The 15,423-nt window shown below is 42.0% G+C and carries 5 protein-coding genes; 2 read left to right on the top strand and 3 right to left on the bottom strand.

What is annotated here, in order from left to right:
- Positions 1-43 precede the first annotated feature (43 nt).
- Entirely contained in the window at positions 44-6,682 is a 6,639-nt protein-coding gene (locus V7K32_RS16555; protein WP_334994923.1) for a hybrid sensor histidine kinase/response regulator, read from the bottom strand.
- Positions 6,683-7,428: 746 nt separating this feature from the next.
- Here V7K32_RS16555 and V7K32_RS16550 point away from each other — a divergent pair.
- On the top strand, positions 7,429-8,940 hold the full coding sequence (locus V7K32_RS16550) for a glycosyltransferase family 39 protein (RefSeq protein WP_334994922.1): 1,512 nt from the start codon (positions 7,429-7,431) through the stop codon (positions 8,938-8,940).
- Between the two features lie 163 nt (positions 8,941-9,103).
- Here V7K32_RS16550 and bchH read toward each other — a convergent pair whose 3' ends face one another.
- Positions 9,104-12,835 (bottom strand): magnesium chelatase subunit H, encoded by a 3,732-nt coding sequence (gene bchH / locus V7K32_RS16545; protein ID WP_334994921.1) that lies wholly within the window; start codon positions 12,833-12,835, stop codon positions 9,104-9,106.
- Positions 12,836-13,506: 671 nt separating this feature from the next.
- On the opposite strand from bchH, the gene V7K32_RS16540 reads away from it, so the two are divergent.
- On the top strand, positions 13,507-14,448 hold the full coding sequence (locus V7K32_RS16540) for an N-acetylmuramoyl-L-alanine amidase (protein ID WP_334994920.1): 942 nt from the start codon (positions 13,507-13,509) through the stop codon (positions 14,446-14,448).
- A gap of 224 nt (positions 14,449-14,672) precedes the next feature.
- On the opposite strand, the gene V7K32_RS16535 is transcribed toward V7K32_RS16540, so the two are convergent.
- Complete coding sequence (locus V7K32_RS16535) at positions 14,673-15,341, bottom strand: alpha/beta fold hydrolase (RefSeq protein WP_334994919.1); 669 nt, start codon at positions 15,339-15,341, stop codon at positions 14,673-14,675.
- Positions 15,342-15,423 lie beyond the last annotated feature (82 nt).

The raw sequence follows: 15,423 nt of genomic DNA, 5'->3' as shown, positions 1-15,423 counted from the left end.
GCTTTTCTCTCCTCCTTTACTCCCTCTGCTCCCCCTGCTCTCATCAACGGTATAGCCAAACGCGCAATAGTGAAAGCAGTTGCTCAGTATCTACGGGTTTAGTGATGTAATCTGACGCACCGGCTTCAATACACTTCTCGCGATCGCCTTGCATGGCTTTAGCGGTCAGTGCAATAATCGGCAAAGATTTAAATTGCTCCTTTTGGCGGATTAAGCGTGTTGTTTCGTAACCATCCATTTCTGGCATCATTACGTCCATCAAAACCACATCAATGTCTGCTGTAGTTTCCAATAGGCTAATCCCCTCCCTGCCGTTTTCGGCATATAAAACCTGGATTTGATAACGCTCCAGCATACTTGTCAGCGCGAAGATATTACGTACATCGTCGTCTACAATTAGCGCTTTTTTGCCAACGAGTAAGTAGTCTATGGAATGCAGTTCTTCAAGTATCTGTCGTTTGGGTGCTGGTAAATTTGCTTGGACTCGGTGTAAAAATAATGCTGTTTCATCAAGGAGACGTTCGGGCGATCGCACATCTTTAATGATGATTGTTTCGGCAATTCGTCTGAGTTCTGTTTCTTGAGCTTTGCTAATTTCTCTACCTGTGTAGACAATAATTGGTAAAGTTTTACCGTGAGGTAGAAGCTTTATCTGCTCGATCAGTTCAAACCCGGTCATGTCGGGTAGCCCTAAATCGAGAACCAGGCAATCAAAATGCTGGGCGCGAATAGCTTCTAAAGCTGCTGCACCAGTGCCTACAGCAGTGGTAGAAACATCGCTGTTGCCAATCAACTCGACAATGCTATGCCGTTGAGTCTCGTCGTCTTCGACTACTAACAAATTTTTGACCTGGCGCTCAACAAAACCTTTAATTTTGGTCAACGCTTCAGATATTGTGTCGCTAGTTAAAGGCTTTTGCATATATGCGATCGCTCCTAGTTGCAAACCGCGCTGTCTCCCTTCCTCAACGGTCATAATATGTACAGGAATGTGACGCGTATTTGGGTCATGCTTGAGACGATCTAATACAGTCCAACCATCCATTTCTGGCAACCTGATATCTAGCAAAATGGCTGAAGGTTGGAATTGCTGCGCTAGCATCAAACCTGTAGTGCCTGTTTGGGCAGCGATCGCCTTGAATCCATGCTGTTGCGCCATATTTATCAGGATACGCGCAAAATTAACGTCATCCTCAACAATTAGTAACACGCGATCGCCTGTTTCAATAGTAGTGCGATCGTCGTTAATCAGTGCTAAGTGGGGAGTTAGGAGTGGGGAGTTAGGAGTAAGGAGTAAGGAGTTAGGAGTTAGGAGTGAGGAGTCGGGAGAGCTAATTTGTGTTAGTTTTGACTCAGTACTCAGCAATTGGAACTCAGGACTCAATTCGGGGAAGTAGAATGTAAAGGTACTGCCTTGACCGGGTTGACTGATTAGTTTAATTTCGCCGCCAAAGAGACGGGCGATTTCGCGGCTAATTGATAAGCCCAATCCGGTACCGCCGTATCTGCGACTCGTAGAGCCATCGGCTTGCTGAAATGCCTCGAAAATCACTTTTTGCTTGTCGGGGGCAATACCAATACCTGTATCCCTGACTGAGAAGGCGATGACATTTGAGGCGCGATTTAAAGTTTCCTGGTCTTTGCTCCATCCCTGCTTCGCCACCGCAATCTGTAAGCGTACCTCCCCTTTTTCTGTAAATTTAAAAGCGTTGGAGAGGAGATTTTTCAACACCTGTTGTAAGCGTTTGACATCTGTATAGATGGTTGTGGGCAATTCGGGAGTCAATTCAATTATGAAACCAAGTCCTTTACTCTGAGCGATTTGTCGGAAGGTGCGCTCAATCTGATCGCCCAATTCTGTCAATGCCATTTGGGTTATGTCAATCGACATAGTTCCAGATTCAATTTTGGCAAGATCGAGAATGTCATTGATTAACGTCAACAAATCATTACCTGCTGAGTAAATTGTCTGGCTGTATTCGACTTGCTTGTTGGTGAGGTTGCTATCGATGTTATCTGACAACAACTTCGCCAAAATCAACAAGCTGTTTAACGGTGTCCGCAGTTCATGGGACATGTTGGCGAGAAATTCTGATTTGTATTTTGAAGAAAGGGCGAGTTGTTCAGCCTTATCTTCCAAAGAGAGTCTTGCTTGTTCAATTTCCCGATTTTTGCGCTCAACTTCTTTTTTCTGCATCGCCAACAACTCTGCCTTTTCTTCTAATTCGGCATTAGTTTGTTGCAATTCCTCTTGTTGTCCTTTGAGTAAATCTTCAGAGGTTTTGAGTGATTGGGCTTGTTGTTCTAAGCGCTTGTTGGTTTCCCGGAGTTCATTTTGCTGGGTTTGGAGTTCTTCAGCTAAAGATTGCGACTGCTTGAGTAATTCTTCAGTTCGCATGGATGCTGCGATCGTGTTGAGGACGATCGCTATACTTTCGGTAAGCTGGTCGAAGAATGTCAGATGAATTTCGCTAAAGCGGCGGAAGGATGCTAATTCTATGACTGCTGTCACTTGTCCTTCAAAGAGTACAGGTAACACCACGGCATTAAGTGGAGTTGATTCTCCTAAACCAGAGGTAATTCTGACATAATCACTTGGTACATCCGTTAGCAGTATTCGCTCTTTTTCTAAAGCGCATTGTCCTACCAAACCTTCACCCAAGTGGAAACGGTTAGCCAAATGTCTACGTTCGCGGTAAGCGTAGCTACTAATTAGTTTCAAACACGGGGTATTTTCCCCAGAGTCCATCATGAAGAATACGCCGTGTTGCGCTCCGACTAAGGGTGCTAGTTCTGAGAGAATTAGTTTAGATACGGTTTCTAAGTCTCTTTGTCCTTGCAACATTCGGGTAAATTTGGCTAGGTTTGTTTTCAGCCAATCTTGTTCGGTGTTTTTCTGCGTTGTCTCCCGCAGATTAGCAATCATCTGGTTAATGTTGTCTTTAAGTATTGCTACTTCGCCTAGTGCTTCGACGGCAATTGAACGAGTTAAATCACCCTTAGTTACAGCTGTAGCAACTTCTGCGATCGCTCTTAATTGAGTTGTCAGTGTCGCAGCAAGTTCATTTACATTATCCGTCAAATCTTTCCAAGTTCCAGCCGCCCCCGGAACTCTAGCTTGTCCGCCCAATTTGCCTTCGATTCCCACTTCTCGCGCCACTGTGGTTACTTGATTGGCAAATGTCGCTAGAGTATCAATCATCTCGTTGATTGTCTCTGCCAAGGTTTCAATTTCTCCCTTAGCATCTAACATCAGTTTTCGTTTCAAGTCACCGTTAGCAACTGCTGTGACAACTCTAGCGATACCGCGCACTTGTGCCGTTAAATTCCCCGCCATCGAGTTTACGTTATCTGTTAAATCTTTCCAAGTACCCGCCACACCTTGGACTTGCGCTTGTCCGCCTAACTTCCCTTCAGTTCCGACTTCTCGCGCCACCCGCGTTACTTCTGATGCAAAGGAACTGAGTTGATCTACCATTGTATTGGTAGTGTTCTTCAAATCTAAAATTTCCCCTCTGGCATCGACGGTAATTTTTTTAGATAAGTCGCCATTCGCTACCGCTTTTGTGACTTCGGCGATGTTGCGAACTTGTCCGGTAAGGTTCTCCGCCATCGAGTTTACGTTATCTGTTAAATCTTTCCAAGTTCCAGCAACTCCTCTGACGTAAGCTTGCACGCCCAATTTACCTTCCGTTCCCACCTCACGGGCAACCCTGGTAACTTCTGATGCAAAAGAATTTAGCTGATCCACCATTGTGTTAATAGTGTTTTTCAGCTCTTGAATTTCCCCTTTGACATCGACGGTGATTTTTTTCGATAAATCGCCGTTAGCTACAGCTGTGGTAACTTCGGCAATATTGCGTACCTGTGCTGTCAAACTTCCCGCCATGAAGTTCACGCTGTCGGTTAAGTCTTTCCAAGTACCTGCTACACCTTTAACTTCTGCTTGTACGCCAAGTTTACCTTCAGTTCCCACCTCACGCGCAACTCTTGTAACTTCACTTGCAAAGGAATTGAGTTGATCTACCATTGTATTAACGGTGTTTTTCAACTCTAAAATTTCCCCTTTGACATCAACGGAGATTTTTTTAGATAAGTCGCCATTAGCTACAGCTGTGGTGACGGCGGCAATGTTTCGCACCTGTGCCGTTAAGCTTCCCGCCATGAAGTTTACGCTATCGGTTAAATCTTTCCAAGTTCCAGCTACGCCGCGCACATCTGCTTGTACACCCAGTTTCCCCTCGCTTCCCACCTCACGAGCCACCCGCGTCACTTCACTTGCAAAGGAGTTGAGTTGATCTACCATTATATTGATAGTATTCTTGAGTTCTAAGATTTCGCCTTTGACAGCAACAGTAATTTTTTTGGATAAATCACCATTTGCGATCGCAGTTGTCACTTCGGCAATGTTCCGCACCTGTGCCGTCAAGCTTCCCGCCATGAAGTTCACGCTGTCGGTTAAATCCTTCCAAGTTCCAGCAACGTCTTTAACTTCGGCTTGTACACCCAATTTACCCTCAGTTCCCACCTCCCGCGCCACTCGCGTCACTTCACTTGCAAAGGAACTGAGTTGATCCACCATTGTATTTATAGTATTTTTCAGTTCCAGAATTTCACCTTTGACATCAACGGTGATTTTCTTGGATAAGTCGCCTGTTGCAACCGCTGTAGTGACTTCGGCAATATTCCGCACCTGTGCCGTTAAACTTCCCGCCATGAAATTTACGCTATCGGTTAAATCTTTCCAAGTTCCAGCCACCCCGCGTACTTCTGCTTGCACACCCAATTTACCCTCACTTCCCACCTCACGCGCAACCCGCGTTACTTCTGATGCAAAGGAATTAAGTTGATCCACCATTGTATTAATAGTGTTTTTCAGTTCCAGAATTTCACCTTTGACATCGACGGTGATTTTTTTCGATAAATCGCCTGTTGCAACGGCGGTAGTTACCTCGGCAATATTCCGCACCTGTGCCGTTAAACTTCCCGCCATGAAGTTTACACTATCAGTTAAATCTTTCCAAGTTCCAGCTACACCGCGCACATCGGCTTGGACTCCCAGTTTACCTTCACTCCCCACTTCCCGCGCCACCCGCGTTACTTCCGATGCAAAGGAACTGAGTTGATCCACCATGATATTAATCGTATTCTTGAGTTCGAGAATTTCGCCTCGAACATCGACAGTAATTTTTTTAGATAGATCGCCATTTGCGATCGCAGTGGCAACTTCGGCAATATTTCGCACCTGTCCGGTGAGATTACCCGCCATTAAGTTAACGTTGTCTGTTAAATCTTTCCAAGTTCCCGCAACTCCCTGTACTTGCGCTTGTACGCCTAACTTCCCTTCAGTTCCCACTTCCCGCGCCACCCTTGTCACTTCTGATGCAAAGGAATTCAATTGATCCACCATTGTGTTAATAGTATTTTTCAACTCCAAAATTTCGCCTTTGACATCGACAGTGATTTTTTTGGATAAGTCGCCATTGGCTACCGCCGTTGTCACTTCGGCAATATTCCGCACCTGTGCCGTTAAACTTCCCGCCATGAAATTCACACTATCGGTAAGGTCTTTCCATGTACCCGCTACCCCGCGAACTTCTGCTTGACCACCTAATTTTCCTTCTGCACCCACCTCACGCGCAACTCTTGTTACTTCCGATGCAAAGGAATTGAGTTGATCCACCATGATGTTGACGGTGTTTTTCAACTCTAAAATTTCGCCTTTGACATCAACAGTAATTTTTTTCGATAAGTCGCCATTCGCAACTGCCGTTGTCACTTCCGCAATATTACGGACTTGGGCTGTTAAATTCCCTGCCATTAAGTTAACGTTGTCGGTTAAATCTTTCCAAGTACCTGCTACACCCTTAACTTCGGCTTGAACGCCCAACTTCCCTTCAGTTCCCACCTCCCGCGCAACTCTTGTTACTTCCGATGCAAAAGAATTCAGTTGATCCACCATCGTGTTAACGGTGTTTTTCAACTCTAGAATTTCGCCTTTCACATTTACAGTGATTTTTTTCGATAAGTCACCATTTGCGATCGCAGTGGCAACTTCGGCAATGTTGCGAACTTGTCCGGTGAGATTACCCGCCATCAAGTTAACGTTATCAGTCAAATTTTTCCAAGTGCCAGCAACACCTTGCACTTCGGCTTGGACACCCAACTTACCTTCGGTTCCTACTTCACGAGCAACCCGCGTTACTTCCGATGCAAAAGAACCAAGCCGATCTACCATCGTGTTAACGATATTAGCAGTTTGGAGAAACTCACCTTGTAGGGGTCTGCCATCAATTTCTGTAGCGATCGTTTGCGATAAGTCACCATTAGCTACTGACCGAATTACCCGCGTAGTTTCAGCTGTTGGTTGAACTAAATCTGTAATTAGAGTATTGACAGAATTAACACAATCTGACCAAGAACCACGAACATCTCCGAGAGAGGCGCGATCGGCAATTTTGCCTTCTTTGCCGACAACATTACCAATTCGCTGTAGTTCGGCCGCCATCCGCTCATTTTGATCAATAATATCATTAAGCGTATCAGCTATTTTACCTGCTACACCAGTATGGTCTATGGGCATCCGAGCCGAGAAGTCACCCTGTTTAACAGCATTCACCGTTCTTAGTAGCTGATTTAAATCTAGATTATCACTGTCTCTAGTTAACTGTTCGGTTGCCATAGCCTCATCCTTACGTGTATTTTCGGTTTTTTGTATTTTTTGCACCCCGTACTTACTTAGAGTACTTTTAGCTAATGCGTATCATAATACAGAGCAGGGAATAGAAAGTGGATCAAACTAATTTTTATGGGTGCAAGTGTAAGCAGTTCACAAAGACTACTAACTAAATGGTATTGCCGTCGATGTATCTGGCATTCAATTTAGCTAATGATAGCTAGTTGACCTCTATTATGCAGCATCAATTGTCAGCGATGTCTACCCTGGGCGAGTACAGCATCGCACAGTAGCACACACAATGACAATTAACATTACGTTTTATGATTTTTGGAATTAGAGGAAAGCAGCAAATCAAGAAATCCTAACTGATATAGCGTTTATAGCCTTTTCCAGTCTGGTGAGATACAAGAATATAGAATTGGTTTGACAAGTAACTAGGGCGTGAATAATTCAAGGTTTGTAATGAGTTAGCGCGGTCTTGGGGGTTTCCCCCATGAGCGACTAACGAACCCGTTGGGTGAGCGGCTCCAGCTATCATTTGAGAACTAAAGTCCTCACTACAAACTAATCTTAGGACTTACGCACGGGTAAAGGAAAACGAACCGCAGAGGGCGCAGAGGTCACGGAGGAATGAGAGTTTGAGAGGGTTTTTGCGTAAGTCCTACTCAAGATTTTTTACATTAGTTAATATAGTTTGAATTATTCTCACCGACTTACTTATTATATTTATTCAATAAGAGGAAATTTTCATGATTAATCTTCCTAAATTAACTAAAATTGACTTTTTAGTTTTGATTTGTGTTCTGATAATTGGTTTGATAAATTTACCTTTTCCATTTGCAGGAGATCAAGCACTATTTACAATAGGTGCTTTGGAGATGCAACAAGGAAAGGTACTCTATCGGGATTTTTGGGATCTAAAGCAACCTGGAATTTATTATTTTTATTTCTTAGCAGGAACTTTATTTGGTTTTAATGAGATTGGCATCCATATTTTTGAACTTATTTACATGATGCTTTTCTCTATAATATTACAGCTAACTTTAAAAACTTATTTTCGGCATCAGATAGTAGCAAGTTTAGTACCTTTATTAACGGTTGGGGTTTACTATGTTGTTTCAGATCATCGGCAATTTACTCAAGTAGAGGGACTGGTTGGGTTTCCTTTATTTTTATGTCTTTGGCTAACTTATGAATCTTTTAACTATGAAGGAAAGCAGAGATTTATTCAACTTGTCCTCTCAGGCTTCATGGGTGGAATCGTCCTGATATTTAAATTAATATTTTTACCGATAATACTTTGTTTTTGGCTCACTGTTTTGCTTCATTCTATATTGACAAAACATCAAAGAACTAAAAAAATTATTCTAGAAATTTGCTTGCCAATATTTATAGGAATTATCTTTCCTATTATAATTATTTTCAGCTACTTTGCCTCGGTCGATAGTTTATCAATTGTATATCAGACATTTTTTGTATATCCAAGTCAGGTGGTTGCTAATGGCAGATTCAATAAATCTAAGTTACTTTCTGGAGTCTTATGGTTCTTAAAGAATTTTATCAGTTTAGTTGTAATGGCTCTTGTTGCAGTAAATGTCTCATTGCGTAACAATAAAAACTTATTGACCTTGTTATTAGTTGTTTGGTTTGTTTTTGGGCTGGGTGTTATTTTTATACAAATTAGGTCACTTTGGCTCTATCATTATTTACTGTTATTTGTCCCTACAGGTATTTTAGCAACTAAAGGTTTAGATATATTATGGGAGCGTTTCAAAGAATTAAGTTCACCAATAATTAAAATTCTGGTGTTATTGTTGTTTTTATCACCATTTTTATGGAATTTCCAAATTAAGACTATCGCTCTAGTTAAAAATAATTTTGCTTTAACTGAAGATACACGATTTAAATATCAGACTGTATTTAGAGACGATTATGCATCACTTCGTTCAGAGATTGGCTTTCTGTCTCAACCAGGAAGTTTATCTGGTGCAATTTTTGTTGCTGGTGACCCGTCTATTTATTATTTATCTGGTCGGACTCAAGCAACATCACTAAATGCATGGTCGCTTGAATTATTTTTATCTGAGCAATGGCCACAACTTTTAAAAGAGTTAGATTCATCCAAGCCTCCTTATATATTTATTACTAATCAATATAAGACTTTAATTCAAGAAAGTTTTCCCAAAATTATAGAATTGATTGAAAAAAGATATCATATTTTATCTAAAACTAATTATGGTACTTGGTATATCTCAAGCTAGAACATGAGAGTTACCTTCTTAAGTTGCTTAGATATAAATCCCAGAACAAACTTTCCTTTGCAAGAAGCTATACTAAAAATTTATAGTATAGCTTAAGTATCCATTTATTTTTGCCTCTCAAAATATATTGTCTATATTTTTCGTAATTGATTCTTTTACATTTCTAAACCGTCACCCCCTCCAACTCTTCATCTGTCAACTCATACAACTGACGTAACTTATCTAACTTCTCACCATCAGCGTCCCAGAAACCGCGCCCATGCGCTTCCAACATTCTCCCTAAGATATTGCGGAAAGCTTCAGGATTTGCCTTGCGTAATTTATCCGCCATTTTTGCGTCTAACGCATAAGTATCAGCCGCTTGATCGTAAACCCAATCATCGGTAAAATCGGCAGTACCACCCCAACCAATCAATGCCGTCATCCGTTGGGAAATTTCAAAAGCACCACCAGAACCTTGATTCGCCATCGCTTGCGCCCATTTGGGATTTAGCAACTTAGTGCGATACTCCATTCTGAGCAAATCATCTAAATTGCGGGGTGTAGTATCCTTCGAGAAACTTTCCACAAAGCTGGTTGTAACCTTCTTACCGCCTTGTTTTTCAGCTGCCCTTTTCAAACCCCCAGTATTGGCGTAATATTCTTGAATATCAGTTAAACCATATTCTACAGAATCGATTTCTTGAACAATGCGATCGCTAGTTTTTAACAAAGTATTCAACACTTCCGGTCTAGCTTGACCTTTATCTTCTCTCCCATAGCTAAACACATTGCGACTTTGCCAAGTATTGCCCAACTCCTCGCCAGATTCCCAATTTCCATCAACCACCCTATCATTCACCAAAGAACCAAAATCACCCGCCGGATTAGAAAACAATCTCGCCGATACATTTTGCACACCTTCGGCCTTTAAAGCTAAAGCATGTCTTCTAATAAAATTCTGATCATCCGGTTCATCAGCATCAGCCGCCCGTTGAAATAAATCATCTAATAATTCGATAATATTGACAAAACTATCCCGAAAAATCCCCGACAAATTAGCCAACACATCAATACGAGGATGTCCAACCTCCGCCAACGACTTTAATTCATAACGAACAACTCTACCAGTTCCTTCCTTAACAGGTTCAGCCCCCACCAACTCCAAAAGAATCCCCAAAGATTCACCCTTAGTTTTAATCGCATCCAATCCCCAAAGCATCACCGCCACCGTTTCAGGATACTTACCATATTCATCCAAATGCTGGGCGATAATTTTCCCTGCAATTTCTCGCCCTCGTTCATACGCCGCAGGCGAAGGCATCCGATAAGGATCTAAAGCATGAATATTCCTCCCCGTAGGCAAAACACCAGCCCCATCCCGCAACAAATCCCCACCAGGCGCAGGCGGAATATACTCCCCATTCAAGCCCCTTAACAAATTCGTTAACTCATCCGTAGATTGCATCAACAAATCCCTAATTACCCTTTCCTCCTCCTCTCTCCCCTCTCTGCGTCCTTCGCGCCTCTGCGGTTCGTTTTCTTCCTCCTCTCCCCCAAAATAAGCCTGCAAATACGACCCCAACTCCTCCTCATTCGGTGCTTCCCCCAAAACATGCAACCCCGAAGAAAACAACCGATTTTCTAAAACCTGCAAATATTCATACAACTCCACCAAATAAACATCAAAAGCATGACCGCTAAACATCCGCACATTTTCAGGGCTAAACGCAATCCCCAACCTTTTCGCATCCTCAAACGGGCAATCTGCATCCAACCCAGAGTCCACAATTTTTTTACAAATCCCTTCCTTCAAAACATAATTCTTTTGTGGGTCTTCCCGATACTCCGAAATTAAATCACGTAACGCCACCAACTCCTTATACAAACCTGCGCGACCATAAGGTGGGACATTATGAGAAATCAACACACCATAACCGCGACGTTTCGCCAACATCGATTCAGACGGATTATTCGCCGCATATATATATAGATTAGGCAAATTTCCTAACAGAATATCCGACCAAGAATAACCCGTATTACCCAACGGAGAACCAGGCAACCATTCCACCGTCCCATGCATTCCAAAGTGAACTAAAGCATCAGCTTCAAACTCATTTTGTAACCATTTATAATAAGCAGCATATTGTGGATGTGGCGTTAAATCGCGTTCAAACATTAAACGCATCGGGTCGCCTTGTATCCCCAAAGGTGGTTGTACACCTATCCAAACATTTCCTAATTGCACACCACCAATCTGAAAATCGTCACCATAAGTTTTAATACCAGTCCCTGTAAGAGATTTCCATTGTTTTTCAATGCGGGAGGTTTGCAGATATCCCAACCATTTTTCTAAAGTGCGAACATTGACACTACTTGTGGGGTGGGCATCTTGCCCGCCCTCGGACAATGGCGGGCAAGATGCCCACCCCACAAGAGGATTAGCTTCATCCGCTTCTTTCACCCAACGGATTAATTCTTCCCCATCTTCTGGTAAATCCCCGACAGTGTAACCTTGTTCTTTAAGTGCATGAAGAAACTTTAAAAGACTACGCGGCACATTTAATAATGCAGCTGTCCCCACAGCACCATAACCAGGCGGAAACCCATATAAAATAATTGCAATCTTACGTTCCGAAGCAGGTTTTTGCCGCAAAGCCACCCAACTTTTTACCCTACCAATTAATCGCTGCACCCGTTCGGGAACCAGATAAATATTTTCGCCCACCAAACCACCCAGGGGAACAGTATCAATAGCCCCATCCAATTCTGGTAAAGCGTACAAAACCACACTTTGCAATCCGCCCACACCTTGGCGCGTCCACGACGAAATATCTTGAATTAATAATGGTGCAGCAACAATATAAGGTACATTCTTAGCAGTGAGAATACGCTTTGCTACTTCCACCTGACGCCCAGCTTCCATTGAACCAGCCGGCCCACCCACCAGAGGAAAGCCAATTGTCGAAACGATCGCATCTACTTTTACTGCTTCACTTGATAGTGAGGGAGTCTCGATATTACCTAGTTGTCGTTGCTGAATTTCATAGTCCGTTGTCATTAAATCTCGTACCGCCACATGTCCTTCTACGCCGTTGATGAAAATAGGTAAAGGAATTAAACCAGCTTTTTCAAAACTGCGAATTAGTTGGGGAATATAAGGTTGTTTGGTGATGACGTGTTTTCGGTAAAGGAGAATTCCCACAACGGGTTTTGTAGAGACGCTAAATTTCGCGTCTCTACAGTTTTTATACCATTCTAGGTATGCCTTTGGCGATTCAAAAAATCCTTGATAATCAGGATGGAGTAATCCGATGTTGGGGGTTTCAATTAATAGAGGAATGTCGCCAACTTTTAAACCTAAGTATTTTTCTGCTAGTGTCCAGAATAATGAAGCTACGTTTTCTGGCCCGCCAGCATTCCAATAACCATAGATAATTAACCAATTGCGTAAGTCTTGGACTTTTTGCACTGGCACATATTTGAGTAATTTGGGGCCAATTTTTAAGAAGCTGATGTAACCAGCGAGTTTGTCTTCTTCTCGTCCGTTGCTAAATTTGTCAAGGATGAATTTAATTGGTTTGGGCATTCCTTTGGGTTTGTCACCAATAGCAAAGTCACCCAGCTTGGTTAAACTCATCAATTCCAAGGCTGACTCAAACACCAGACGGATGGGAATTTGAGAAATGCGATCGCGCAACCACACAACCTGGTCATAATCAAATAGTAGGCTACCAAAAAACACATCAGCGCCATCAAGGGCTGCTTCTACCTCAGTGCGAATGCTGGTAAGATCGCGATCGCTAAATACCCGAATATCCAACTCAGGAGTGCGAGAGTTAGCCAAAAAAGCTGCTTTTCTATATAAGTTTGCGTTAAACGATTCAAACCCAGCAACCAAGACGATGCGTTTCATCCCTGTAAGCCACGAAATATTTCTTTACTTAAATTTTAGACTGCCTGACAGGCTGATTGTTAAATATCTACCCACAGATTCCGCTTAGTAATTCCTTGAAGGAGTTAGGACTTGACTATCATAGGACTTACGCATCAGGTACGAAATGTAGGGGCAATTCATGAATTGCCCCCTACGGTAAATTAGGGCTTTCACTGCCTTGAAAGGGTAAGTCTTGTATCACTTATGTCTTCAGCCGCTCAAGGTTAACAGGAATGCCAAGAAGCAAGCCTGGATAGGGTTTACGGCTTTATAAGCGCACTTTACATCAAGCAGTGCTTTTGGCTTGGCATCAGAATAAGTACATTTGTCATAGCTTTCTACTTTTACGAAGCGCTATTATCTGGATAATGGGGTTAATTGCTGCATTTCAATTTATTGCAACAATCACCTGGTTCTTTCCGATTTTGATAAATTATGAGGGTTGTGTTTTTCTTCCGATATAAATTTAAATTAGTGGATTTAGCCACATAAGATTTGCTGTTCAATTTCGGACAATAAATTATTTTGTCTACCAGCGTAATAATGCTGATATTGCCAACAAGTAATTAAACTAATTTATTAACAAAACTTTGTCTATAAAATTAGAATAGTTTTGAATTAGTCTAAAAAGTAAGTAAGAGGATTAAATCATGAAATTTGGAATTGATAGCGGGCATAATTGTCCACCAGACACAGGAGCTAGAGGGATTAAATTTGAGGATAATTTAACTTTAGATGTAGGTAATAGAGTTATTGCCAAATTAAGAGCTTTAGGAAATGAAGTCGTAGTATGTAAACCAAGTAGTGCTAGTACAGTCCGCGACTCCCTCTCAAAAAGATGTGCTACAGCTAATGCCAGTAAAGTAGATATTTACGTCTCGATTCATTTTAACTGCTTTAACGCACAAGCTAACGGTACAGAAGTATTTGCAACTAGCGATACAGGTATAAAAATTGCTAAACCTGTATTAGATGAAATCGTCAAGTTAGGATTTTTTAATCGCGGCATTAAGAGTGGTTCCCACTTATTTGTTCTGAAAAATACAGATATGCCTGCGATTCTGGTAGAATGTTGCTTCGTCGATTCGCAAAAAGACATGAATCTTTTTAATCCTGAAGCAATGGCTAATGCGATCGTTAAAGGCTTAACTGGTAAAGTGCCAAGTGTTTCTGTTAAACCTGTACAAGATGAAGAAGATAATGTAGATGCCAGTATTCTCAGACTGCAAAAATCTTTAAATCGACTAAAAATAACCGATAAAAATGGTAACGCATTAGGAGAAGATGGCTTCACCGGGGCTAACACCAAATCTGCGGTAGAAAAATTTCAGACTATTGTCGGGCTTCAAGCGACTGGAATTGCTGACGAAACTACATGGAATGCCATAAATCTAATTTTGGCAAAACGAATTCTCAGACCCAACCATGCCGGTGGTGCAGTTGTTAGATACTTGCAATACCGTTTAGGTGTTGAGAATGATGGCGTTTACGGGTCGCAAACAGAGATTGTAGTTAAGAACTTTCAAAAGCAAAATGGTTTAAATGCCGATGCGATTGTCGGCCCTGCTAGTTGGCAGAAATTAATTGGTTAGATTCAGGGGTAGGCATGGTTCGTAGTTGGCGCTTTAGCGCGAAAGCACCAACTACAAACTTATCCAACTGGCTATTATCAAAAAAATGAGTCTAGGGCTACGCACTTCCAGAACCTCTTTCATTATTAGTACTCGCTAACTCAAAAGAATTCACTTTTTTGACCCGGAAACTAAATTAGCAATTTTAATTGCGCCAACTTAGTTACACGCAACTTGGGTTATTACTAATTTGTAGAACTGCTAAAAGATAGTGCAGATGCTTCTACAAGATGCGGATGGTGGCGTTGCCAAAAACTCAAAATCTCTTCACCAACCTGTTGAGGATAGAAGTAGTGAAAAAAATGATATCCTTCTGGGCATTCCCAAAGTTTATCTTCTGGCTTCAACCAATTCAACCAATCATGCAATACAGTTGAGTTGACTACTGGATCGCTCTTGCTACCACATACCATCATTGGCATAGAAACTCCACCCTTGGGTAAATAAACCAACTTAAATAAAGAGTGTGATGAGGGAGATTGTTCTAAATCTTTATCTAAGGCAGCTACTAACTTTTTAGTGGTATGAGGCGGTTGATTTCCAAATAGACTGCGAACGTTGCTTGCTAAAACTAGCTCACGGCTGATGCTAAAAAGCTGTCGTTGAAAGTAATAGTGAGCCTGCCAATTGTTTGCAGGTTGAGCTGCTACAGCTAGCAAGGTGAGCGATCGCACTTTTTCGGGAAATCGCCGCGCATAGCTTAAGGCGATCGCACCACCCATCCCATGTCCCGCTAAATGCACGGGGCCGCGCCATTCTAAAAAGTCATATAGCAACTCTACAGCTTGATCTATAGAACTGGCTTCATCTTTGGTTTGCTGGTATTCCCACTGGGCGACGCTTATATCCCACATTCCGCACTTCAATCAGTAGTATTAATAAACTACATTTAAATAAAATTCCAAATTATAATTTGGACTCCTAAGTAACCCTGAA

The sequence above is a fragment of the Nostoc sp. genome (genome assembly GCF_036917635.1).
Lineage (GTDB): Bacteria > Cyanobacteriota > Cyanobacteriia > Cyanobacteriales > Nostocaceae > Nostoc.
Note: the sequence above shows the minus strand (reverse complement) of the source record. Positions and strands in the feature narration are given on the sequence as shown.